Genomic DNA, 23,972 nt, shown 5'->3' with positions numbered 1-23,972 from the left:
GTCATTCCTCCCCCGCCGCCACCGCCGCCCCCGCCGCCCGAGGGAGGCGGTGCCACCGCCATCTCCAACGGACCGCCGGATCCGCAGACCGAGGATGAACCCGCGGTGCCCCCGCTTCCGCCGGGAGCGCCCGATGGGGTGGTGGGGGTGGCCCCGCACGCGACGATCATCTCAATTCGCCAGTCTTCCAGGGCTTTTGAGCCGGTCAATCCCCCGCCGGGAGACCCCAACTCCGATGAGAAGGTCAAAGCCGGCACGCTCAACACGGTGGCGCGCGCGGTGGTCCACGCGGCCAACATGGGTGCGAAGGTGATCAACATTTCGGTCACCGCATGCCTGCCGGCGGCGGCCCCCGCCGACCAGCGGGCGCTCGGCGCGGCGCTGTGGTACGCCGCCACCGTCAAGGACGCGGTGCTGGTGGCCGCGGCCGGGAACGACGGGGAAGCCGGTTGCAACAACAACCCGATGTACGACCCGCTGGAACCGTCGGATCCCCGGGACTGGCATCAGGTCAAGGTTGTCTCGTCGCCGTCATGGTTTTCCGACTACGTCTTATCGGTCGGTGCCGTCGATGCCACCGGCGCCGCGCTCGACAAGAGCATGTCGGGCCCCTGGGTGGGTGTCGCGGCGCCGGGCACCCACATCATGGGTCTCTCGCCTCAGGGGGGCGGGCCGGTCAACGCGTACCCGCCGTCCAGGCCCGGCGAGAAGAACATGCCGTTCTGGGGCACCAGCTTCTCGGCCGCCTACGTCAGCGGCGTCGCGGCCCTGGTCCGCGCGAAATTCCCCGACCTGAGCGCGCATCAGGTGATCAACAGGATCGTGCAGTCGGCGCACAATCCGCCCGCGGGAGTGGACAACAAGGTCGGCTACGGGCTGGTCGATCCCGTTGCGGCACTGACGTTCAACATCCCGCCGGGTGACCGGTTGCCCCCGGGCGCGCAGAGCCGGGTCATCAGGCCCGCCCCGCCGCCCCCGCCGCCGGACCACCGGGCGCGCAACATCGCCATCGGCTTCGTCGGGGCGGTGGCCGCCGGTGTGCTCGTGGCCGCGATCGCGGCGCGGCTCAGGAGGGCGCGGTGAGGTCCAAGCTGACCGGGTTCAGCCCGGGTAGCAATCGGCGGGTCCTCGGGGTGTGGGTGGTGTTCTTGCTCGCGGTGGCGAGTTGGGCCGTCGGCGGATACATCGGTGCGGCGGTCGCCGTGGCGATCGGCATTGCGGTGGTGTTCGTCCGCTGGTGGGGTCAGCCGGCGTGGTCATGGCTGGTGCTGTGGCGACGCGGGCGGCGCCCGATCAGCTGGGACGCGCCAATCACCGTGGCCAACAACCGATCCGGCGGTGGGGTCCGGGTGCAGGACGGTGTCGCGGTGGTGGCGGTGCAGCTGCTCGGCAGGGCGCACCAAGCCACCACGGTGACCGGTTCGGTGACCGTCGAGACCGACAACGTCATCGACGTAGTCGAATTGGTGCCGATGATGCAGCAGGCATTGGGGTTGCAGCTCGACTCGATCAGTGTCGTCTCACTCGGCTCTCGGCACGGCAATATCGGGGACTACCCGCGGGTGTATGACTCGGAGATCGGCACCCCGCCGTATGCGGGTCGACGCGAAACCTGGTTGATCATGCGACTGTCGATCATCGACAACACGCAAGCGCTCCGCTGGCGCACAACCGTTGGCGCCGCGGCGATTTCGGTGGCGCAGCGCATCGCGGGGTTGCTGCGTTGCCAGGGGCTGCGGGCGAAGGTGGCCACGGCCACCGACCTGGCCGAGCTCGATCGGCGGTTGGGGTGTGACGCCACGGAGGGCGACACGCAGAGGTGGAAGGCCATCCGCGGCGAGGCCGGCTGGATGACAACATACGCGTATCCGGCCGAGGCGATAACGTCCCGCGTCCTGTCCCAGGCATGGACGCTGCGCGCCGACGAGGTCATCCAGAACGTGACCGTGTATCCGGACGCGACGTGCACCGCGACCATCACCGTGCGCACACCGACGCCGGCTCCGACACCGCCCAGCGTGATCTTGCTCCGGCTCAACGGGGAGCAGGCCGCGGCCGCGGCGGCAAACATGTGCGGCCCACGCCCTTACCTGCGGGCACTGCGGCCCAGCCCGCTGCCCGAGCAGTTGCGCACTGAGATCGGCCCTTCGGGCGTGCTGATCGGCAAACTGAGCAACGGGGACCGGCTATTGATTCCCGTCACCGATGCCGGCGAGCTGTCGCGGGTTTTCGTGGCCGCCGACGACCCGATCGCCAAGCGGATCGTGATCCGCACCGCCGGCGCGGGCGAGCGGGTCTGCGTGCATACCCGCGACACGACGCGCTGGGCCACCGTGCGGATGCCGGAGATCAGCATTGTCAGCACGGCCCGGCCCGCGCCGCGCAGCACCGTCAGCGTCGTGGAGCACGTCGCTCCGATCTCACCCACCCCGCGGCCCGCGACCGTGATCACCATCGCCCCGGCGGGCACGAGGCTGCCCGAGGGGCACCGGCACAATTTCGAGGTCATCATCGAGCAGGTTGGCCCCGCGACGGTGCGGGTCAGCGCGGCGGGGAAGGACTGGCTTGTGGAGATGGACATGTTCCGCGCCGAGAACCGCTACGTGAGTCTCGAGCCGGTCACCATGTCCGTCACATAGAACGTCAGGAGTTTGAGGCATAGTTTGATGAGCGCACACCATGGGTGATTTACAAACTGCCCGTAGGCATTTCGACCGCGCCATGGCAATCAAGAGCAGGCAGGGCCGGGCGGCGGCCCTGCCCGAATTCGTCGCGGCGACCGACGCTGACTCGTCGATGGCCGACGCCTGGCTGGGTCGCATCGCCTGCGGCGACAACGACCTGGCGTCGCTGAAGAAGCTCTACGCCACCAGCGAATGGCTGCACCGTGAGACCACCCGCATCGGGCAGACGCTCGCCGCGGAGATCCAGCTGGGTCCCTATATCGGGATCACGGTGACCGACGCATCCCAAGTGGGGCTGGCGTTGTCGTCGGCGCTGACCATAGCCGGGGAATACGCCGAGGCCGACAGGCTGCTCGCCAATCGCGACCTGCTGGATTCGTGGGCCAACTATCAGTGGCATCAGCTGGCCCGGGCGTTCTTGATGTACACCACGCAGCGCTGGCCGGACGTGTTGCTGGCCGCCGCCGAGGAACTGCCGCCGCAGGCCATCATCATGTCGGCTGTGACGGCGTCGATTTGCGCGCTGGCGGCCCACGCCGCCGCGCATCTCGGGCAGGGCCGGGTCGCGCTGGACTGGCTCGACCGCGTCGACGTGATCGGGCAAACCAACGCATCGGGCCGCTTCGACGCCGACGTGCTGACCGCTTCGATCGGGCCGGCCGACATCCCGCTGCTGGTCGCCGACTTGGCGTATGTGCGCGGGATGGTGCACCGCCAGCTGCGTGAGGAGGACAAGGCCCAAATCTGGTTGTCGAAGGCCACCATCAACGGCGTCCTGACCGAGGCCGCCAAGGAGGCTTTGGCAGACCCGAACCTGCACTTGGTCGTGACCGACGAGGAGACGATCGCCAGCCGCACTGATCGTTGGGACGTGTCGACGGCCAAGAGCCGCGACGAGCTCGACGACGACGCCACCGCGGAGCGGCGCGCCGAGCTGCTCGCCGAGGGCCGGGCGCTGCTGGCCAAGCAGGTCGGGCTGGCGGCGGTGAAGCAGGCCGTGTCGGCGCTCGAAGACCAGCTCGAAGTGCGGATGATGCGCCTCGAACACGGTCTTCCGGTGGAGGGACAGACCAACCACATGCTGCTGGTGGGTCCGCCCGGCACCGGTAAGACGACCACCGCCGAAGCGCTGGGCAAGATCTATGCCGGGATGGGGATCGTGCGCAATCCCGAAATCCGTGAGGTTCGCCGCTCGGACTTCTGCGGGCACTACATCGGGGAGTCGGGGCCCAAGACCAACGAGCTGATCGAAAAGTCGCTTGGCCAAATCATTTTCATGGACGAGTTTTACACCCTGATCGAGCGGCACCAGGACGGCACACCCGACATGATCGGCATGGAGGCCGTCAACCAGCTCCTGGTCGCGCTGGAAGCGCACCGCTTCGACTTCTGCTTCATCGGCGCGGGCTACGAGGACCAGGTGGACGAATTCCTCACCGTGAACCCGGGTTTGGCCGGCCGGTTCAACCGCAAGCTGCGGTTCGAGTCCTATTCACCGGCCGAGATCGTCGAGATCGGGCACCGCTACGCGGCACCGCGCGCCAGCAAGCTCGACGACGCGGCGCGAGAGGCATTCCTCGATGCGGCCACCACCATCCGCAATTACACGACGCCCGGCGGACGGCACGGCATCGACGCCATGCAGAACGGCCGGTTCGCCCGCAACGTCATCGAACGTGCGGAGGGGTTCCGGGACACCCGCGTGGTCGCGCAAAAACGTGCGGGCCGGGCGGTGACGGTCGAGGACCTGCAGATCATCACCGCCCCCGACATCGAGGCCGCCGTGCGCAGCGTATGTTCGGACAACCGTGACATGGCGGCCATCGTCTGGTAATCGCTGCAGGCCGCAAAAAGCGTCCAGGACGCGGCCCGCAAAGCTTAGGATGCTCGCAGGCCCGCGGCGGGTCAGCGCAGCCGCCGCGGCTGAGCGAATGGAGTGTCCGTCGGTGCACCGTATCTTCCCGATCACGGTGGCGCTCATGTTCGTATTGCTCACCGCGCCGCCCGCTGCCGCGGTCGCCCCACCGTCGATCGACCCGGGCGCCGTGCCGCCGGATACGACGGGACCCGACCAGCCCCTGGAACAGCGCCGCGTCTGCCGGGCTCCATTGACGTTGCCGGGCACCAACTTTCACGACGCGCCCTGGGCCAACGCCTACCTGGGCGTCGGCCAGGCGCAGAGATTCGCGACCGGCGCCGGCGTGACGGTGGCCGTGATCGACACCGGTGTGGACGGCTCACCCCGGGTCCCGGCCGAGCCGGGCGGCGATTTCGTCGTCCCCGATGGTGACGGGCTCTCCGACTGCGATGCGCACGGGACGCTCACGGCGTCCATCATCGCCGGCCGGCCCTCGCTCACCGACGGGTTCGTCGGCGTCGCGCCCGACGCGCGGCTGATCTCGGTGCGCCAAACGTCGGAGGCCTTCGAGCCGAAGGACAACCAGGCCAACCAGAACGACCCCAACGCCTCACCGGCCGCCGGTTCCGTCCGCAGCCTGGCCCGCGCGGTGGTGCACGCGGCCAACCTGGGCGCCGGCGTGATCAACATCAGCGAAGCAGCCTGCTTCAAGGTGCACAAACCGGTCGACGAGTCCACCTTGGGCGCGGCGCTCAATTATGCGGTCAACGTCAAGGGCGCCGTCATCATCGTCGCAGCCGGCAACACCGGCGGTGACTGCTCGCAGAATCCGCCGCCCGATCCGTCCATGCCCAAAGACCCCCGCGGCTGGGAGCAGGTGCAGACCATCGTCACGCCGGCTTGGTACGCGCCGCTGGTGCTGGCCATCGGGGGCGTCGGCCAGAACGGGGCGCCGAGCCCGTTCTCCATGCACGGGCCCTGGGTGGGTGCGGCGGCGCCCGCGGAGGACATCGTCGCGCTCGGCGACAACGGCGAGCCGGTGGATGCGCTGCCCGGCAAGGACGGTCCCGTCCCCATCGCCGGCACCTCCTTCGCCGCCGCCTACGTCTCCGGCATCGCGGCGCTGCTCCGGCAGAAGTTTCCCGACCTGCCCCCGGCCCAGATCATCAACCGGATCACGGCCACCGCGCGACACCCCGGCGGCGGCGTCGACGACGCGGTGGGCGCGGGCATCGTCGATGCCGTCGCGGCGCTGACCTGGGACCTTCCGGCCGGGGCCGCCAACGCCCCGTCGGTGAATCGAATCCAACCCCCGGTGCCGGCGCCGGCACCCGATCATGGGCCGATCAGGGCCGTGGCGCTGGGGATCATCGGTCTGACGCTGGCGTTGGGGCTGGCCGCGCTGACCGGACGAGCCCTGCGACGGCGGTGACGACGATGAGATCACTACGGCTCCGGTTCAGCAGCATGTATGCGCTGTGGGTGGCGGCGCTGGCCCCGGTCTGCATCCTGCTGTTCCTGAAAACGCGCTACATGTGGGCGGGTCCCACCGTGGTGGCGGTGGCGGTGCTGCTGGCACTGGTCACTTTCCGCGGCCGTCGGTTGTTCGGCTGGGTGGCGGCATTCTTCGCATGGCTGGTGCGGCGCCGCCGCCCCCTGCTTGCGCCGTCGGAGCCCGTCGTGGGCGCCACCGTGCAGCCGGGGGATCACGTGGCGGTGCGCTGGAAAGGCAAAGTTCTGGTCGCCGTCATCGAACTGATTCCGCGCCCGTTCACCCCGACGGTCATCGTCGACGGCAAGGCGCATAGCGACGACGTGGTGGACACCCTGCTGCTGGAGCAGTTGTTGTCGGTGCACTGCCCCGACTTGGAGGCGGATGTCGTGTCGGCGGGCTACCGCGTCGCCAAGGTCGCGGCGGCAGACGTGGTGAGCCTGTACGAGCGAGTGATCGGGTCTGACCCGGCGCCGGCCCACCGGCGGACCTGGATCATCGTCCGCGCCGACCCCCGCCGGGCCCGGAAGTCGGGCGGACGCCGTGACGCCGGCGTCGCCGGCCTGGTCCGTTATCTGGTCGCGTCGACGACGCGGATCGCCGACGAACTTTCCCGGCACGGGGTCGACGCGGTGTGTGGGCGCAGCTTCGACGACTTCGACCGCGCCATAGATATCGGTTTCGAACGTGAGAAGTGGTCAACGATCAAGGGGCGCAACAGCTTCACCACCGCATACACCGTGCCCGGCGGCCCGGACGTGTGGTGGTCGGCGCCCGCCGACCACACCATCACCAGGGTCCGTGTCGCGCCGGGCGCCGCACCCGAGTCCACGGTGCTGCTCACCACACCGGACAAGCCGAAGAAGCGCCGGGGATTTTCCCGGGTGTCCGGTGGCCAGCGCGCCGCGCTGCAGGCGCAGATCCTCGTTTCCGATCGCCACCATCAGCTGCCGATCGGATCGGCGGGCGTGCTGGTCGGCGAGACAGCCAGCCACTACCCGGTCTATCTGCCGTTCGACGATGTCGACGCGAGCGTCAACTTGGGTGACGCCCGGGTATTCACCCAATTCGTCTTACGGGCGGCGGCCGCGGGCGGCACCGTCACGCTAGGCTCGCACTTCCGGGAATTCGCCGAGCTGGTCGGTGCGCACATCGGGTCGGAGGCGAAGGTGGCGTGGCCGAACGCCACGAGCTATCTCGGCCCCCACCCCGGCGTCGAACGGGTGGTGTTGCGGCACAACGTGGTCGGCACCCCCCGGCATCGGCAATTGCCGATCCGGCCGGTCTCCCCGCCCGAGGAAAGCCGCTACGAGCAGGCTCTCCCCAGGGCCGGCAAAACCGCTTCCTGAGCCTGGCGTCTGTTCGCCGCGCGCGATCGGCCACTTCGCCCTAGACTCAAGCCCGGTTGTGGACCGAGGCCGTTGGCGGCCCACGCGACAAGACTCAACCGAGGTTAAGGACCTAACCCGCATGAGCACTCTTCGCATGAGCCCGGATGCGCACCCCCAGGTGGCGCAGGCGCTCGAGCAGTTGCACCAGTTCAGTTCGGCCCTCGAGTCCCAGATGCAGCGGACCCACACCCAATCCTTCACGGCCACAGACGAAGCCGAGACGGTCGAAGTGACGATCAGCGGTCAACGTTGCATCGTCGGCCTGGACATCGAGCACGGCCTGCTGCGCCTCGGCGCCCACACCGTGCAGCAGCGCATCAACGAGGCGCTGCAGAAGGCACAGGCCGGCGCCTCGGCGGCCCTGCAGGCGCAGCAGGCACAGCTGTTCGCCTCGTTGACCGAGCTGGCCGGTTCGCTGCAGCACACCGTCGGCTTGATCTGAGCCAAACCGCGGCCGCGAAGGCGGACCGGTTTCCGTCAGGGCGGGATACGGTCAGGGCGTGCAGCTATTCGTCGTCGGGCCGCCCAGATCCGGGATAACGATCGTCACCCAGTTCCTCAATCACCACGAGGACATCAAGATCTTCGACGAGATCGATCTGATCCAGGTCGGTCGATACGGCGACTCGGTGATCGGCACGCTGCAGGCGTTCCTCCTCGAGCGCGACGTCTACGAGGCCTATCAGCGCCGAGCCCGGGAAACGTCCGACCCCGCGGTCGCCCTCGGTGCGGTGATGAGCAAACTCGCCTGGCCCCGCACCATCTGGGGCGAGAAGAACCCGCGGTATGCGACCCAACTGGACGCCCTGCGGCGGATTTTTCCCAAGGCCGTGGTGGTCTTCGTCCTGCGTGACCCGCGCGAAGTCGTCAATTCCTGCCTGGCACATCGTGATTCACCGCTCCGCGCGCCCACCGATTTCTGGATCAAGGACACGGTGGCCGAAGCTCTGACCCTGGTGGACAGTTGCCTCCAGCCGCTCAGGGCCGGCGGAGCCGACCTCGTCGTCGTGCGCTACGAGGCTTTCGCGGCTCAACCCAAGGCGACGCTCGACGCCGCGCTCGGCCGATGGGGCCTAACATTTTCCGACGGCGCCCTCCCACTCGCCCATCCGGCCCCCGAGACGGTCGGGGAACACCAATTCTTCCGAGACGGCGCACCCCTGCCGTGGAAGGCCGGCAACCTGTCCCCGCTACACCAGGCGCGACCCACCCGGGGCCGGGTTGACGCCGACGATCCGGCCTGGTCTCAGGTGGATGCCCTTGCGCGGGAGTTCGGTTATGACTGAACGCGTCTGACGACCCCGCGGCCCAAACCAAAAGGGCGCCGTCACCGGCCGAAGGGGTCTAAGCTCTGACTCGAATATGGTCGATTTTGGGCAAGATGCCGGTTCTGTCGGGCGGGACCCGGAACGCGTTGAGCGTGGCGTGCTGAACGATTTGTTGCAGGCGGAAAAACCCGCGATATGTTTCGTTTCCAATATCGGAGACGCCGTGCTGACGCTGCCGACACTGCGCGCGTTGGGCGAAATGTTCGCGGCCCCGCTGACCCTGATCTGTCCCAAGGTGGCTTTCGATCTGTGCTTCCGAGAGGTAAGCGACCGCCACGTCGACACCACGGGATTGCCTTTGACGGGACCACGCCCATCGTCGCCGTCATCGCGTCGAGCCCGCGATTACGAAACCCTGGCGGCGGAGATCGGTCCGGTCGATCTGTTCATCGACACCCTGACGTGGAACTCGTTGTCCGGCGTGGTCGTTCGTCCTCTGGTGGACCGCCTGGCTCCCACGACGACCATCGGCTTCCCAACCGACTACGTCTACGACTTCGTGGTCACCAAAGAGGAGTGCCACTACGCAGACCTGATGTTCAAGTTGGCCCGTCTGTTCGATCCCGCGTTGCGCATCGAGTCCTACGCCCGGCCGGTGCCGATTCCGCCACCCGTGCTGGAGGGCGCGCGATCGACGCGTGCCGCCGTGCCCGCGGGAACCAAGGTCCTCGTCGTGCACGCCGACACCGATTGGGCAGAGAAACGGTGGCCCGTCACCAGGTTCATCGATCTGCTGGACCGGTTCTTGGCGGCTCACCGCGATTTTGTGGTCTGGGTCGTCGGTATGGGACACGAGGAACTCAACGTCGGTCGTGAGGGTGACCGGGTCTTCCCGCATCTCGGGCTACCGCTGGACCTGGCCATGGGCTTGGTCGCCAATGCGGACCTTTTCCTGGGGGTCGATTCCTGCATGCTGCATGCCGCCGATTTGGCGCGGGTTCCCGGTGTCGGGCTCTTCGGCCCGACGCGGGCCGCCACATGGGGTTTCAGGTTCGGTCCGCACAGGCATGTCGACAGGCCCACCATGGCTGACATCGCGGTGGACGACGTGTTCGACGCGTTGAATGACCTTGCCGAAGAGCAGGTTTGACCCGACGCAGGCTCGACGATCGCCTTATCGGCGCTTCACCCGAAAACGCGCCGGGCCGCCGAGAGCGAGGCCCGCTCATTTTGGCGCTGCCACGCGGTTCCCGGGCGGTTTAAGCTCTGGCGAAGGATGGTGTCAGGTTGAGCGAATTCACGGTTCTCCAGGACGGGCACTCGGTAAGAGTCCAGCGCGGCCTGCTGGATAATCTGCTGCAGGCAGAACGCCCTACGGTCTATTTCTCCACGCTTATCGGAGATTCCGTGCTGACGCTGCCGACGCTGCGGGCGCTTGGCGAGCTGTTCGATGCCCCACTCACGTTGCTTTGTCCCAAAATCGCCTACGACCTGTGCTTCCGCGAGGTCAATTCCCGTCTGGTCGACATCACGGGATCACCCCCGGTGGGACCCTCGCTGGGGCCACCCTCGAACCGCGGCCTCGATTACGACACCCTGGCTGCGGAAATCGGCCCCGTCGACGTCTTCATCAACGCCGTTCCGTGGGATGTCCCGTCGAACGTTTTCGTTCGCCCTCTTCGGCAGCGCCTGGCGCCCACGACCAGCATCGGTTTCCCAACCGGTGACACCTACGACGTCGTGATCCCCAGGGACGTGCCGCACTCGGCGGACCTGACGTTCAAATTGGCGCGCCTGTTCGATCCGTCCGCTCGGATCGAAAGGTACGCGCGGCCGGTGCCCATCCCACCCGCCGCGCAAGAGCAGGTCCGATCGATCCGTGCCGCGCTGCCCGCGGGTGCCAAGGTGCTCGCCGTGCACGCCGACAGCAGCTGGGTAAAGAAGCGGTGGCCGGTTACCAGGTTTGTCGACTTGCTGGACCGGTTTCTGTCGCGTCATCGCGATTTTGTGGCTTGGGTGGTCGGCATGGGGGATGAGGATCTCAACGTCGGTCGTGAGCGCGACCGCGTCTTTTCGTATCTCGGGGCGCCGCTCGATGTTGCGATGGGGATGGTCAGCGACGCGGACCTTTTCGTGGGGGTCGATTCCTGCATGCTGCACGCCGCCGACCTGGCGCGTGTTCCTGGCGTTGGCCTCTTTAGCCCGACGCAGCCGGCGGTATGGGGATTCAGATTCGCACCCCACCGGCATGTCTACGGAAGCACCATGGCGGATGTCACGGTGGACGAGGTGCTCGATGCGATGGAAGGTCTCGTCGATACTCCGTCGCCTGCCCGAAACGGCATGCCTGCGGGCGCATCTGACGAGTCGCCCGAGAGTGAGCTTCTGTCAGCTGCGCGACAGTTCCACGACAGCGCCGCGTCATGGCACGGCAACGAACCCGAAGCCTTCATCGAGAGCAACAGCGTCGCAACGATCGCGCTCCGTTTGCATGCGATGAACTTCGGCTTGTGGCATCACGAAGACGCCGTTCGGCGTCCCGGCGTCGGCGACCGCGAGGTGGCTCGCATAAAGCGTCGCATCGACGACCTCAACGCCAGGCGAAACGCGGCCATCGAGGAGATCGACGCTACCCTGCTGGACCGTATCGAACCGAACCCGACGGCACCGTTGCACACGGAAACGCCCGGAACGATCGCCGACCGGCTTTCCGTTCTCGCGCTGCGGATCTCGCACACGAAGCAGGTGGCGGATCCCGGTTCGCACCTTTCGGTCCTCGAAGAGCAGTACGACGACCTCTTCCGTGGGCTTGAGCGGTTCCTGACGGGACTGCGGGCCGGCGAAATCCAGTTCAAGTTGTATCGGCAATTCAAGGCGGCCCGGCATCGAAGTTACTGCGACCTGTATGAGACTCGCGACACTTGATGGCTGTGGACCCTCCGGCACGCGTATGCGTCAATACGCCGCCGCTTCCCACCAGTCTTTCCAATTCAGGAAGGGGTCTTGGTGTTCCTCATATTGGAGGTGCAGGGCTAGCGAGGGAATCGGCGTGAAGAGCAGCACCTGCTCCCGCCAGATCTTATTGATGGTAGATGCCTCGAAAATATGATGCGCCTTGCCGTAAGGCGTACTGGAATAAAGCGCGAGCCGCTCAAAAAGCGACCAGTTCCTTCGCAGCGTCTCGATTTCCACCCAGCACGTATTGGTGGTGTGCGTGTTCGTGCGCCAGTGCCTCCGCGTGCCATACACCACCCGGCAATTCTCCTGGCTGAATATCACGCCCCAATAGTTCTTGGGATCGTCATATGGATGCAGCGCGACTTCTCGTCCACCGAACTTCTCTTTGAACAACGCATGCGCCTCGACCATCTCCTGGACGGCCGAAGCGGTGTGCAGGTAGTCGTCCTCGACGAAATAGATGACCTCGCGGCCGTCGTCGCGAGCTCTGGAGAACGATGCCAGGCAGGACGCGTTGTAACCACGATCTTTCAGTTGGACCAATTCCACCGGGTGTCTGCATCTGTCAAGTATTCGGCGCAGCGTCGTGACGACGTCGGGCGACGAGTGGTCGTCGAAGACCCGCAGGATGACGTCGGCTTCGACCTGGTTGATCGCCGTCACCAACGACTGCGTACAGCGCAGCATGATTTCGCTCTTGGGAGAGCCGACGTACCGGTGCGCGCCGTGCACGCTGATGTCGGAGTGGGTCTGTAGATGGATGTCGAGTTTCATGGTCGCGGGTAGCTTAACGTGTTCGGCTACCCATGCCATTCCATACGAGCCGGCCGATTGATGGCGATCCTGAGCGACTCTCGAATTGCGTGTTAGTGTTGCGCGGTGAGTCTGTTCTGGTTCACGAATCCCCCCGATGCTGGGGTTAAGCGACACCACTCCGAATTGGAGTGGAGACGCCATTTCGTGAGGGAACTCGAATTTCGTGAAGTGAACGTTGTACTCGATGTCGGCGCCAACTCGGGACAATACGCAAAGGGTCTTCGGGAAGCTGGCTATGAAGGCCGCATCGTTTCGCTCGAACCGCTGTCGATGCCATTCTCCATTTTGGAAAGATCGGTTGCCCTGGACCCATCGTGGGATTGCCGGCAGTGCGCGCTGGGTGATCGCGATGGGGTGGTGTCGATGAATGTCGCAGGCAACGCGGGGCAGAGCAGTTCGATCCTTCCGATGTTGAAAACCCATCGCGATGTCTTGCCGGCGGCGAACTACGTTGGCACCGAAGAGGTGACGGTCCGTCGACTCGATTCTTTGACGCCGGGCCTCTTAGCGCCGAAGGACGTGGCCTTCCTCAAGCTTGACGTTCAGGGGTTCGAGAAACAGGTGATCGGCGGTGGTGCGGCGACGGTGAACGACCGCTGCGGCGGCATGCAGCTCGAGCTCTCGTTCGAGCCCCTGTACGACGGCGGCATGCTCGCCGACGAGGCCTTGGATCTGGTGCGTTCCTTGGGCTTCACGTTGACCGGGTTCGCGCCGTTCTTCTTCGATGTCCGAACTGGTCGCCTGTTGCAGGCCGACGGGGTCTTCTTCCGGGGGCCGGCGTCTGACGCTCGGCCGCCGCGGATCACCCGGGCCCCGACGGCCATCGAGAAGGACTAGGACGCAACGCCTTCGGGTGCGCAACGCTGCACCTTCGTGCGTACGAGACCCTGGAACACAACGCACTTTCGAGCCGAATGCGCCGAAAATGGGTACGGCAAATTGCTGCGCGTGGGCCCTGTTTGGTGACTTAGGATAGCTCCGACGGCGGTTGGCGTGCCCCTACACCGCCCGCATGACTCGGCGACACGAAAGGGGTGGTCGGTGATTGCACCGCATCCTGCTGTCGATGGCGCCTCTTCAGCGGGCAGTGTCAGCATCAACGCGACCGCGGCCCACGGGTGTCTAACGAGTGACGTGGCGGCAGACCTCATCGACGCTCCGTGGCCTCGGCGGTTTCCGATCCGGCCGACGATGATGACTTCAGCCTAAGGAGAACGAGCCGATATGCCGGAGACCCTAAAGGTCGAATACGAGGAACTCATGGCACGGGCCAATGAGATCGAGGCGGCACTTCCGCCCATCCCGGCCACCAACCCGGCTGGGCCGTGTGCCCTCTCTTTCGTCACTGATGCTGCCACCCAACTTGCGCTTTCCGCTGACTCGATGCGGCTTTACCTGAGGGCCTGCGAGCGGGAGTGGAAAGCTCTCGCGAAATCGCTCCGGAATGCGGCCAAAGCTTATGAAGAGGTTGACGAGGAAAGTGCCGAGGCTATCAGTGCCGTAAACGGCGGTTCCTCCGCGTCGGGGGTCACGCCCGGCTCCGGAAACGGAAACGACCAGATGGCGGTCAATGGCGACCCGTACGAGGACTTCGGCGGCTACCTGCCGCCGCCTCCGCCGCCCCTGCCGTCGTTGGAGTACCCCTACTACGAGGTCAGGGAGGCGGCGACGGCCATCGAGTCCGGTGACCAGGGCACCGCGTTCAAAGCATTCGCGAAGGAATGGGACGCGTTCCAGCGGGAATTTCAGAAGGAAACTTACCGTTTCCGACCGTTCAGTTCGTGGGAGGGCGAGTCATGCGCGGCCGTCGAGCAGAATTTTGAATTACATCGGCAGTGGATTTATTCGATGGCGCAATTGTGCGTCACCCTCGGGAATCAGGCCCTCAGAGTCGTTGACGCCCACAAAAAAGCCCGTGTTATGGGGGATCGTCAAACGCATGACTATGACGGAAAGTGGACCGTCGAGGCAGAACATCCCACGAGTTACGAAGTAGCGCAATGCGATTATTGGTACAACAGGTACGTGACGTCGTATCCCTATTATCTGTATATGGCGGTCAGCTGGTATGAAAGCTTGCAGCAAAAGTCCGAGACCTCACTGAATACGTACATCGCAAACGCATCGTTACCCCTGTCGCCGGTGAACCCGAAGACTCCGCCCTCCGCCACCCGCATTTCCGCCCCTCCGGACCCGAATTCGCCCGAGGACGGGACGTTTGATCCGAACATCCCGGGCGGTTGGCCCACCGGTGATGGAAGTGGAGCGCCCGCCACGCCCATGATGCCCACTTTGCCGATGACGCCAGGAGCCGGCATGCCGGGGACAGCGGACCAGGCGGCCGTGGACGCCGCCATGAAAGACGCGTCGAAGGGCAAACCGGGTCTGCCAGGCGGGGGCGGGCTCAAACCGGCCGGGTTGGGCGGCGGCGGGGCCGGTGTGCCGTCGATGCCGTTGCAGCCCGCGGTGGATGCCGAAGCGGCATCCCGGCCCGCCGGCGCGGCGCCCGGGGCCGCGGGCCCGAGCCGCGCGATGCCCGGCGCGGGCGGCGCGGCGGGCGGCGGCATGGGCGGCGGCATGGCCCCGATGGGCGGGGCCGGTCAGAACCAAAATCAGGGCAAAGGTAAGCGCGTGCAATCGGATGACGAATCGCTCTACACCGAGGAACGTGAATGGACTGAGGGCGTTATCGGAAATCGCCCCCGCAAGACAGCACCCGACAAGTAAGGAACCTAAATGACCGTCGAGATGCACCCCCAGGTGGCAGAGGCGCTGCGGCAGGCACAGCTGTTCCAGTCGGCTTTGGAAGACCAACAGCACCGGACGAATACTGAAACATTCACGGCGACAGACGAATCGAAGACCGTCGAGGCCACCCTCAATGCTCGGTTGTGCTTGACCGACCTCCATATCGAGGACGGTCTACTGCGCCTGGGCGCGGAAACGGTCGGCGAGCGTGTCAACGAGGCGATCAACAACGCGCAGGCCGTCGCGACCGCCGCGATCGACGCCGAGGAGGACCGGCTTATCGAGTTGGTCGCCGGCATCGCCGGTTCGCTCAAAGAAACCTTCGGCTTAACCTGAGCGAAACCCGGTGCCGGGCAGGGGTTTGATGCTCTGCACCGGCGGCGACCGATGCGCAATTTGCCGCAGTTAGCTTGGCTGAACCTCGATTACGCTTACTAACCATGATGTCCGGTACCCCCCAGCGGCCGACTGATTGGCCCGTGCCGCCGAAAGAGGAGTAGGCAATGGGCGTCGCGAAGCCGATGAGCGAGTATGCCGCGCAGATGCTTGCCCCGGACGCCTGGCCGGAGGTGGATGAGGATAACTACTACGACCGGGCGCAGCAGTACACCGAGGTGCTGCGGCAGGTCACCGCGGTGTTGGAGACCTGCCAGCACGAACAGAGCGAAATCTTCGACGGAGGGTTCTGGTCGGGGGGTGCCGCCGCTGCCGCCAAGAGCGAGCTCGGCACCAACATCGATGAGCTGAAGAAGTTGCAGAACGGTCTGGCGACGGTGATCACCTGGCACAGGTATATCGCCGATTCGGTCTCTCAGGCCAAATGGGACGTGAGCGACATCGTCGAGGCCGCGCAGACGCAAATCAGCGCCCTCGAGAACGACTCCACCTTGGATGCCGCCGAGCGGACCACCGCGATCAATACGGTGGTCAGCAGCGCCTATGGGGCGAACCTCAGCGTGGTCACCGGCACCGCCGAACGGATTGTGGCGAGCAAAGCGTGGAAGCCGCCCCACAATGCACTGCAGGACTTACTCGATCAGAAGGCACCGCCCCGGGTCACACTTCCGGACACCCCGCCCTTCCCCGCGCCTCCCGTAGAGGAAGAAACCCCGCGGCCTGGCCCCACGCAACCGGCGCCGGTGACGCCACCGGCTGTGGCGCCCCCACTCCCCCCTCCCGGGATGCCAACTCAAGGAATGCCCACGCCGGGTGCTGGCGCGCAGCCCCCTCCCGGAATGCCGACCGTTCCGGGGCAGGCGCCCGCACAACCGGTTGCCAAGCCCGGCGCGGGCGGTCCGGCGGTGCCGGGCGGCCCGGGGGGCCCCGGCGGTGCACCGGCGCCGCCTCTGGCTCCCGCAGCCCCGCTCAGTCCGGCGGCGTCGGCGGAACCGCTTGGTGCGGGCGGACGCGGCAAAGGCATGACGCCGGCGTCGCTGATGTCGCCGTCGGTGGCGCCCCGCACGGAAGAGTCGGCCGCGGCTGCGCCTGCTGGCGGGGCTGGCATGCCGGCCGGGCTGCCGGGCGCGTCGGGCGGCGGATCACGCGGTGGCGGCGCCGGGACTGGCTCTGGGGCTTCGGCCGGGCAGAAGCCGGCAAGTGGTTCGGCCACGACGCGACCGGCGGCGGCCGGTAATCGACCGGCGGCCACCCGACCTGCCGCTTCCGCTGGCGACCCGACGTCGGCGGCCGAACGCGCTGATTCGGTGGACGCCGTTGTGGTGACGCCGATCATCCCGGTTTCGAAAGCGCGCGCCGAACGCGACGCCGTCGCCGACGCCGCCACCGCTGACGCGTCCCGCCGTGGAGGATCCGACCCGCTGCGACTCGCGCGACGCATCGCGGCGGCGTTGAACGCACCGGGCACTAATGGTGCGGGCGAGCTCGGATTCTTTTGGGTGACGGCGGTGACCACCGACGGTGCGATCGTGGTGGCCAACAGCTATGGGATCGCCTACATCCCGGACGGGGTCCAGTTACCCGAACAGGTACAGATGGCCAGCGCCGACGACGCGATTCCTGCCGCCGAGCGGGCGCGCTGGGTCACCTACCCGGTGATGGCCGTCCAGGGTTGGGCGCAGCACCACGACAAGAAGCTGCGGGCGGTGATCGCGACCGAGGAGCAGTTGGCCAATTCGGATCCCGGCGCGGCCAAGGTCGTGCTGAAGCCCGATGACATCCCGGACAACGGCGACATGATCGGCCGATCCCGTCTGGAGGTGGTGGACCCGGAGGCGGCCGACCGGCTGGCGGCCACCACAGACGTGCGGTTGGTCAGCATGTTGCCGCCGGCGCCGGCGGATGCCACGCCGTCGGCAGATGGGCAACGCGCGCCCGAAGAACTGATGGACTCCGATGCCGCTGCTCACCTCGCCGCCTCGCTGGCCGAAGGGAAGATCAGCCTGCAGGAGATGCTCGCCCAGGTGCCGAAGTCGCCCGAGGATAACGCTCCTCCCGCCGACCAGCGGCCGATGCTGTGGTTTGACGTGATGAAACCACTGGCCAGCCGCTCGCCCGGTCGGCAGGCAGCGCACCTGCGGGCCTTCCACCGCTACGCCGAGCATGCCCAGGAGGTGTTTGTAACGGAGGCGCACACCGCAGCCGACCCCGTGGCCCAGCGCGCCGCCGTCGCCGAATGGTTGTACTGGAAGCACCTCGCCGGGTTGTTGACGGCAGCCCTGTCGGACGCGTCGTGAACCGGTTGGCCACTCCCCACTCCGACGAAGAAGCGGGCCTTCTTCCATAGGTCCCGGCACCCCTCGGCCGGGATCGGAGAAGGCCCGCCTTCGTCGGAGCGCTAACCGATCACCTGGAGTCCTTGTCCTCGATGACGTCTCTGCGCCGGCGACCGATTACGCCCTCGGTCCACGGCCGCTGCTCGGTATAGAGCGACTCCTGGTCCTGTTGCGCGCGTTTGCCTTTGCCGTTCTGTTGCCCCTGAGCGCCGGGAGCGCCCATCGGCGCCGCGCCCATGCCGCCGCCCAATCCGCCGCTGGTGCTGGGCATCCCGCGGCCCGGGCCCGCAAACCCGGCTGCCGCCCCGGCGGGCCGTGACGGTGATTCGGCGTCGACCGCGGGCTGCAAGGGCATCGAGGGCACGCCGCCGCCAATTCCCTTGCCGCCGAACGAGGCCGGCTTGAGGCCTGCGCTTTTCGAGCTAGCGGGCGCCCCCCTCAATGCGTCCGCTAGCGTCGAGTCATTGGGCATCGCCGGCGCACCGGCGTACGGGGCAGTCGGCATGCCTGTTGGCGTGGCCAGGTATTCCGCGCCGTAGGGCAGCTCGTCGTACGGGGTGTCGGGATCCGTCTCGTACGAGCCTGGCTCGGGAGGCGGGGCGATGTAGTACGCGGCAGGAGGCTTGGGTGGGTTGACCGGTGCCAAAGGCAAGGCCGCCCTCCTCTCGTATTCCGCCAGGACCTCCTCCGACTTCTTCTGCAGCCTCGCGTACTCCTCTTCCAATGCAGGCTTGACGCTGCCTTTCCAATGCTCCGCGGGCAGGTGACTTTGGAAGTACACCCAGGCGTCGTCGAGCTCTTTCAGCTGCGCGACCGTGGGGTGTTCCGTGACAGCCCAACGGTGTGTCGACACCACGCCCTGTGCTTGGCTGGCCATCGTGCCGGACAACGCCGCCATTTGGTCCAACCACGACCGGTGCGAATCAAAGTTGTCTTCAACGGCATACGTGGCGTCGCCGTACCAATCGACGAACGGCCGGAAACGATAGCGGGCTTCCAACAACGTTCGCTGGTGATCGGTCCACGCCTGTGCAAACAGGCCGAATGAGACGCCCTGATCAAGTTCGGCGATGTCCTCGGCGGCCTGCCGGACCGGGTAGTAAGGCGTCGCTTCAACCGACGACGCCGCAACTTTCTTCGTGTCGTTGAGCGTCACCGGATCGGGTCCCTCGTCCGCAAGGCCGGGCGCCGCGGCCGACACCAACGTGTTGTCGTTGATGGCCTCTTCCGCGCGCTCGTCAACCTCCTCATAAGCTTTGGCCGCGTTGCGCAGCGACTCGGCCAGGCGGCGGCGCTCGCGGTCCCCCACGCCCAGGTAAAGCCGCACGTTGTCGGCGGACAACGCAAGTTGCGCGGCAGCCGCAGTGACCATGGCAAGGGCGCAGGGCGCTCCGGGGTTGTCGGCGGGCTGTCCCGGGCACGAGGCCTCCACCTCGTCGGCCCTCGCCATCAGCTCCTGGTACTCCACACTCAGCGTCTGCGGTTGCGTCAGGGTCTGCGTCATGGCGGATCATCTCCTTGGCCTTCGACTGTAGTCAATCGACTACAGTGCATTGTCCGGTAGTGTAGTCATATGACTACAAATGGCGCAAGCCCTCCGGACCAGGAGGTTTCTCCCGCGGGTCGCGACGAAGTGGTCGCGGCGATCCTCGACAGCGCGAGTCAGCTATTCGCCGAGCGGGGGCCGGCGGCCGCATCGATCCGCGATATCGCCGCTGGGGCGCGGGTGAACCACGGTCTGGTTTTCCGGCATTTCGGTAACAAAGGGAGGTTGGTCGCCGCGGTGCTCGATCATCTGGCCGCCCAGCTGACAACGCTGGTTGACTGTGGCGCAACCGCGGCGGAGATCCAAGCGGCCGGCGGCCGTCAGTTGCGGGTGATCGCGCGGGCGCTTCTTGACGGGTATCCGGCGGGTGAAATGCAGACGAGCTTCCCCACGGCGGCCAGGCTGCTCGACGAGATCAGGCCTCAGCATCCCAGCGATGAGGCGGCGCGGCTCGCAGCGGCACACGCCGGCGCGTTGCTGGTTGGCTGGCAGATGTTCGAACCGTTCCTGCGCTCGGCAGCGGGGCTGCGCGATCTTCCCGAAGACAAGCTTGGTCGGTGCATCGTCGCCGAAGTCGGCAGGCTTGCCCAGCCGCGTTGATGCGCGGTTTGCCCGGCGACTCTTACCGGTTCAGAGGGTGACCTCTGACGGCGTCGCATCCGGCCTGCCCGACGTGGATGGCCCGGCCGGAGCCTTTTCGGCGGTCTCAGCGCCAGGCGCCGCACCGTCGGCGTGCGCCTCGGGCCGCCCGTCTTCCTCGTCGGCCTTTGATTCATCCACCAGTCGGTCCTCGTCAGCGGGGGACTGGTCCTTCTTGTTGCTGTCCGCGAGTTGCGGCGTGGCCCCAGCTCCCTGCATGCCCTGCAGGCTTCCCATCGCCCCCTGCATTCCCTGCATCACGGATCCCAATGATCCTCCTGCGCCGCCCATTTCGCCGAGCTGAGGCGTCGGCATACCGGGCTGTGGAGTGGGCTTGGACGGGCCGGGCTTGTCGCCATCTTTCGGTTTGTCCGTCTCGGGTTTATCCCCCGAGGAACCGCCCGCGGGCTCTTTTGCGGCGGCGAGGAACTGGACTTGGTTCAGGTGGTCACCAAGTCTCTGGTCGGTGTCGGTGTACATTCCTGCCGCGGCCGCGATGCTCGATCCCGTCTTGGTCAGGGCGGCCTTGACGGCAGGTAACCCATCGGTCACCGGCGATTCGATGATCGGCAATGTCGCATTGATGGCAGCCGACACGGAATCCGTGCCGGGAGCGACGATTGGCGCCGGCGGCACGGGAAACGGCAGATGCTGCAGCGCGTTTCCTGCGGTTTCCAAGCGGGAAGGTTCAACGACCAATGGCTCGATCATCAGCCCGATCTCCTCTGCCCGCTTTCGATTACGAGAATCTTACCTGCCCTGCCGCCGCCCGAACTGCGGCAATTTTGCTTGTTCGGTCAGAATTGAATGTTGCGGACGATGTCGTAGACGCCGGTGATCCACAACAGCATTGGCAGGATCGCGGCGACCAAAACGCCGTCCAGCAGTTCCAGGACGCGCTTCATCACCGGTGAGATCCGGCGGATCCCGACCGTCGCCGCGACGACCGCGAGCGCCACCACGCTGGTACCCGCCAGGATGGTCAGGAATAGCCACGCGCTGTGTGGATACCAGAGGCTCAATCTCGCAGTTACACCGATCGGAATGGCGACGGCCGCCGCCAACAGTGCCCACGCGCACCACCGGTCCGCGTAGAGACGTGACCTGAATCCGCATGCGGCGGTGACCAAACCGGCGACCACCAGGCTATGTACGAAGAAGTGTCCGCGCACCACGATCGCGATGACACCGACGGCCAGCACCAGGGTGCCGGCCGTGACGAACCCAATCAGCAGTCGCTTGGCAAGCTCGCTGCGTTCGGTGAGGCGCGCGGCGGAGCTCGGCACCGATGCGATGATGGCCTGCCACGTCCTGGTCTCTTTGTCGTCGCTGAGCTCTTGGCCCGCAACGGGATCGAGCAACTCGTCGTGCTCGACGGCCTCGCCGGGCGCGGGGATCGGGGGAAGGGCGATCCGGGCGACCGCGACGGTCAGCTTGGCCGCATTGGTGACGGTGAAGAGCCCAAACACAATTGCTCCGGCCGGCACCCAATGCTGCCAGCCATACCCGAAGGCGACGGCGGCCGCGGTCACGGCAATCGAGGTGATGACGACGAACGATGCGAGCTCGGAACGCCGCCGTGGGCCACCCCGGGTCAGCAGCGTCAAGAACAGCACAGCCGCTGCCGCGCCGGCGAGCTGGGGCGCCCCCAACGGAGCCGCTCCGTGGGGCGCCGGAATGGCCAGCGCCGCAGCGACGGCGATCAGTGGCGCCGCCATCGCCAGCAGGCTCTCCGAGAGGCTCACGTTCGCGTAGAACTTCTTGGCCACCCAGCTGCCCGTCAGCGCCAAAAGCCCGGCGATGCCCAACGCGAGTGGCCACCACAGGTGACGCCCGCTGTTCCACCACGCCAGCGCCGCGATGGCGGTGACCGCCACGGTGACGATGGGAAGCGCCACGCCGATGAAGCGATTCAAAGCCGGTCGGTCGAACTCAGCTGATTCGTCGAGCACGGCGATCGCGTCGATGACGTCCTCCACCAGCGGCCGGTACCGCTCGGTGCGACTCACCGACACCAGTGTCAGCAGCGATCCGTCCACGACGACGGCGTCGTCGAGCGACTTGTCGGGCTTCAGGGGCGGGGCCCCGGGCCGGGCGAAAGTCCAAGCGCCCTGAGCGGAGAAGTCGAAGCCGGCCAAGACATCGGCCGGAGTATCTTCGAGAAGTTCGGCCAGCACCGCGACGGTGTCATCGATATACGCTTCTATCGGCGCGGACGATGGCAGGACAACATCGGTCATCCGCCGCCCGGTAAGGATGGTCACCCGGGTGGTTGCGGGCTTGGCGGGCGCGATGGTGCCGGCGGCCCCCGCAGTCGCGGCTGCGCCGGCAGTAGCGGTGGGTGCGCTCAACGACGTTCACCCCTGTCGAAATCGTCGGACAGTGCTGCGGCAAGCTCGGTAATCCTACGCTTGTAAACGGGGTCGAGCAGGCGGATTTCGATCTCTTCCCCCGCCGCGATGTGCTTGTCCCACGGCAGCACCACGACCCGATCCGGCCGAACGTACTGCCCGAATTGGCGCACCAAGTCGGTGATGGCGACGTTGGGTTCCCCGGGCGCCACATGGTTGATCACCACGCATGCGCGGCCCAGCAGTTCCTGATGACCGTTATTGCGTAACCAATCGATAGCGACCGCGGCTTGCCGGGCACCGTCGACGGATGCGCTGGTCACGATCACCGCCCCGGATGCCGCTGCGACCACTCCGCGCGTCAGGCCGGCCCCGCAGTCGGCCAACACGACACTGTAAAACCTCGACACGGTGTCAGCTGCGTTCTGCCAGTCCGTTGCACTGAACGCGTGCGACTCAGTGCTGTAATCCGCCGCGGCGAGCACCTCGAGGTTGACCGCGTTGACGCTCGTGTGCGCCCGCACATCGTTGTAGTGCGAAAGATCCTTGCGTGCAAGCAGATCGGCAACGTTCGAAGTCGAGTGTTGCCCTGCCCGATCCGCCAGGTTGCCTGAGTCCGCATCCGCGTCGAACGCCAGGATCCGGTCGCCTCGCACCTGTGCCAACACCGATCCCAGGGCGACCGTCAAGGTCGTCTTGCCGACGCCACCCTTGAGGCTCAGCACAGCAATCTGATGAGAACCGCTAGGAATGCGCCGAATTCGCCGGTGTAACTCCAGCTCGTATTTCTCGTCGCGTGACAGGCCCGCATTGATGCGGGTCAACCTGTACACCGCACGCCGCCAACCTCGTTGTGGTACCGCCTTTTCGACCGACGTCTTGGCAGTCTGGACACCGATGTGGGTGGCCGCATCGTTTGTGCCGCGTTCGCCGTTCGCGGGTGCCGGGCGCGAACTCGGTTGTGCCGGTGATTCCGCGGGCCGTCGCACCGCGGGGCGTGCAGGACCGGCGGGCGATACCTCCCGTTCACGTTGCTTCAACGGCGGCGGGGGGACTGGCCCGCCGTTCGGTGCCGGTGCTGCACGGTTGGCGCGTGGACTTGATGGGGCGGAGGGGCCGATCATCGCTCTTGCGCGATCGTGTTGGTTGTCGGCGCGATGGCTGTGTCGGCTGGGGCCGGCGTCAGGGACGTTCGGCTCGTTGGTGTCGTCGCGGTTGGCGCGGCGCGAGTGTCGGGCATGCTGAGCCGGCGCCTGAGTACGCGGTTCTGATTGCGGTGCAGCTGATTCGGGTCCCGACGGTGGAGGCTGCTGGCGCCGGTGAACGGGCGGAGGTTCGGCCGGGGGCTGCCTACGCCGCTCTACAGGCGGAGGTTCGGGCAGCGCTGGGACAGGTTCCTTGGGCCGGTCGATCGGCATCGGGGGTGTGGACGGTGGGCTTGGTGCGGTCCAGTCGACTGGGGGTGGTGGTGTTTCGGTGGGGGCGGAGG

Annotated in this window: 19 protein-coding genes; 14 read left to right on the top strand and 5 right to left on the bottom strand. The window is 66.5% G+C overall.

Going from position 1 to position 23,972, the window contains the following annotated elements; all coding sequences use genetic code 11:
- The 9 genes from mycP (AWC17_RS03210) to AWC17_RS03170 all read left to right on the top strand — a co-directional run.
- On the top strand, nucleotides 1-1,083 hold a 1,083-nt coding region (gene mycP / locus AWC17_RS03210; RefSeq protein ID WP_085164239.1), incomplete at its 5' end, for a type VII secretion-associated serine protease mycosin.
- A complete protein-coding gene (gene eccE / locus AWC17_RS03205; RefSeq protein WP_046184473.1) occupies nucleotides 1,080-2,639 on the top strand; it encodes a type VII secretion protein EccE in 1,560 nt (519 codons plus the stop codon). The genes mycP (AWC17_RS03210) and eccE (AWC17_RS03205), both read left to right, overlap by 4 nt.
- 40 nt (nucleotides 2,640-2,679) lie before the next feature.
- A complete protein-coding gene (gene eccA, locus AWC17_RS03200) occupies nucleotides 2,680-4,518 on the top strand; it encodes a type VII secretion AAA-ATPase EccA (protein ID WP_046184472.1) in 1,839 nt (612 codons plus the stop codon).
- A gap of 112 nt (nucleotides 4,519-4,630) precedes the next feature.
- A complete protein-coding gene (mycP, locus tag AWC17_RS03195) occupies nucleotides 4,631-5,974 on the top strand; it encodes a type VII secretion-associated serine protease mycosin (RefSeq protein ID WP_046184476.1) in 1,344 nt (447 codons plus the stop codon).
- A gap of 5 nt (nucleotides 5,975-5,979) precedes the next feature.
- On the top strand, nucleotides 5,980-7,383 hold the full coding sequence (gene eccE / locus AWC17_RS03190) for a type VII secretion protein EccE (RefSeq protein WP_046184475.1): 1,404 nt from the start codon (nucleotides 5,980-5,982) through the stop codon (nucleotides 7,381-7,383).
- Between the two features lie 121 nt (nucleotides 7,384-7,504).
- Nucleotides 7,505-7,867 (top strand): YbaB/EbfC family nucleoid-associated protein, encoded by a 363-nt coding sequence (locus tag AWC17_RS03185; RefSeq protein ID WP_231588596.1) that lies wholly within the window; start codon nucleotides 7,505-7,507, stop codon nucleotides 7,865-7,867.
- A gap of 58 nt (nucleotides 7,868-7,925) precedes the next feature.
- Nucleotides 7,926-8,711 (top strand): sulfotransferase family protein, encoded by a 786-nt coding sequence (locus AWC17_RS03180; protein WP_046184470.1) that lies wholly within the window; start codon nucleotides 7,926-7,928, stop codon nucleotides 8,709-8,711.
- 139 nt (nucleotides 8,712-8,850) lie between these two features.
- Complete coding sequence (locus AWC17_RS03175) at nucleotides 8,851-9,843, top strand: glycosyltransferase family 9 protein (protein WP_167385539.1); 993 nt, start codon at nucleotides 8,851-8,853, stop codon at nucleotides 9,841-9,843.
- Between the two features lie 137 nt (nucleotides 9,844-9,980).
- Nucleotides 9,981-11,618, top strand: a complete 1,638-nt coding sequence (locus AWC17_RS03170) for a DUF4254 domain-containing protein (protein WP_052742783.1) — start codon at nucleotides 9,981-9,983, stop codon at nucleotides 11,616-11,618.
- 30 nt (nucleotides 11,619-11,648) lie between these two features.
- On the opposite strand, the gene AWC17_RS03165 is transcribed toward AWC17_RS03170, so the two are convergent.
- Nucleotides 11,649-12,425: a hypothetical protein gene (locus AWC17_RS03165; protein WP_141224441.1), complete on the bottom strand. Its 777-nt coding sequence runs from the start codon at nucleotides 12,423-12,425 to the stop codon at nucleotides 11,649-11,651.
- Between the two features lie 105 nt (nucleotides 12,426-12,530).
- On the opposite strand from AWC17_RS03165, the gene AWC17_RS03160 reads away from it, so the two are divergent.
- The 4 genes from AWC17_RS03160 (at nucleotide 12,531) to AWC17_RS03145 (ending at nucleotide 17,908) form a co-directional block, all read left to right on the top strand.
- Nucleotides 12,531-13,304, top strand: a complete 774-nt coding sequence (locus AWC17_RS03160) for an FkbM family methyltransferase (RefSeq protein ID WP_046184467.1) — start codon at nucleotides 12,531-12,533, stop codon at nucleotides 13,302-13,304.
- A gap of 387 nt (nucleotides 13,305-13,691) precedes the next feature.
- A complete protein-coding gene (gene espB, locus AWC17_RS03155; RefSeq protein ID WP_047323936.1) occupies nucleotides 13,692-15,194 on the top strand; it encodes an EspB family ESX-1 secretion system-associated protein in 1,503 nt (500 codons plus the stop codon).
- A gap of 9 nt (nucleotides 15,195-15,203) precedes the next feature.
- Complete coding sequence (locus AWC17_RS03150) at nucleotides 15,204-15,551, top strand: YbaB/EbfC family nucleoid-associated protein (RefSeq protein WP_046186994.1); 348 nt, start codon at nucleotides 15,204-15,206, stop codon at nucleotides 15,549-15,551.
- 167 nt (nucleotides 15,552-15,718) lie between these two features.
- On the top strand, nucleotides 15,719-17,908 hold the full coding sequence (locus AWC17_RS03145) for a hypothetical protein (RefSeq protein WP_046186995.1): 2,190 nt from the start codon (nucleotides 15,719-15,721) through the stop codon (nucleotides 17,906-17,908).
- Between the two features lie 109 nt (nucleotides 17,909-18,017).
- Here the strand turns inward: AWC17_RS03145 and espB (AWC17_RS03140) are convergent, their stop codons facing one another.
- The gene (gene espB, locus AWC17_RS03140; protein ID WP_052955348.1) at nucleotides 18,018-19,451 is read right to left on the bottom strand and encodes an EspB family ESX-1 secretion system-associated protein; all 1,434 of its coding nucleotides are present in this window, start codon (nucleotides 19,449-19,451) and stop codon (nucleotides 18,018-18,020) included.
- Between the two features lie 69 nt (nucleotides 19,452-19,520).
- Here espB (AWC17_RS03140) and AWC17_RS03135 point away from each other — a divergent pair, with 69 nt between their 5' ends.
- The gene (locus tag AWC17_RS03135; protein ID WP_046186368.1) at nucleotides 19,521-20,093 is read left to right on the top strand and encodes a TetR/AcrR family transcriptional regulator; all 573 of its coding nucleotides are present in this window, start codon (nucleotides 19,521-19,523) and stop codon (nucleotides 20,091-20,093) included.
- A gap of 30 nt (nucleotides 20,094-20,123) precedes the next feature.
- On the opposite strand, the gene AWC17_RS03130 is transcribed toward AWC17_RS03135, so the two are convergent.
- From AWC17_RS03130 to AWC17_RS34090, 3 genes are all read right to left on the bottom strand, one after another.
- Entirely contained in the window at nucleotides 20,124-20,810 is a 687-nt protein-coding gene (locus AWC17_RS03130; RefSeq protein ID WP_141224440.1) for a hypothetical protein, read from the bottom strand.
- Nucleotides 20,811-20,929: 119 nt separating this feature from the next.
- A complete protein-coding gene (eccD, locus tag AWC17_RS03125; RefSeq protein WP_046186367.1) occupies nucleotides 20,930-22,483 on the bottom strand; it encodes a type VII secretion integral membrane protein EccD in 1,554 nt (517 codons plus the stop codon).
- A partial coding sequence (locus tag AWC17_RS34090; RefSeq protein WP_425270848.1) for a MinD/ParA family ATP-binding protein occupies nucleotides 22,480-23,972 on the bottom strand: 1,493 nt, incomplete at its 5' end. The genes eccD and AWC17_RS34090, both read right to left, overlap by 4 nt.

It is taken from the genome of Mycobacterium nebraskense (assembly GCF_002102255.1).
In the GTDB taxonomy this organism is placed as follows: Bacteria; Actinomycetota; Actinomycetes; order Mycobacteriales; family Mycobacteriaceae; genus Mycobacterium; species Mycobacterium nebraskense.
Note: the sequence above shows the minus strand (reverse complement) of the source record. Positions and strands in the feature narration are given on the sequence as shown.

Excerpts from the sequence above, each read along its gene's own strand:
- eccE (WP_046184475.1), top strand. The coding sequence starts at position 5,980 with ATGAGATCACTACGGCTCCGGTTCAGCAGCATGTATGCGCTGTGGGTG.
- AWC17_RS03165 (WP_141224441.1), bottom strand. The coding sequence starts at position 12,425 with ATGAAACTCGACATCCATCTACAGACCCACTCCGACATCAGCGTGCAC.
- AWC17_RS03185 (WP_231588596.1), top strand. The coding sequence starts at position 7,505 with ATGAGCACTCTTCGCATGAGCCCGGATGCGCACCCCCAGGTGGCGCAG.
- AWC17_RS03145 (WP_046186995.1), top strand. The coding sequence starts at position 15,719 with ATGGGCGTCGCGAAGCCGATGAGCGAGTATGCCGCGCAGATGCTTGCC.
- espB (WP_047323936.1), top strand. The coding sequence starts at position 13,692 with ATGCCGGAGACCCTAAAGGTCGAATACGAGGAACTCATGGCACGGGCC.
- eccA (WP_046184472.1), top strand. The coding sequence starts at position 2,680 with ATGGGTGATTTACAAACTGCCCGTAGGCATTTCGACCGCGCCATGGCA.
- espB (WP_052955348.1), bottom strand. The coding sequence starts at position 19,451 with ATGACGCAGACCCTGACGCAACCGCAGACGCTGAGTGTGGAGTACCAG.
- AWC17_RS03150 (WP_046186994.1), top strand. The coding sequence starts at position 15,204 with ATGACCGTCGAGATGCACCCCCAGGTGGCAGAGGCGCTGCGGCAGGCA.
- AWC17_RS03135 (WP_046186368.1), top strand. The coding sequence starts at position 19,521 with ATGACTACAAATGGCGCAAGCCCTCCGGACCAGGAGGTTTCTCCCGCG.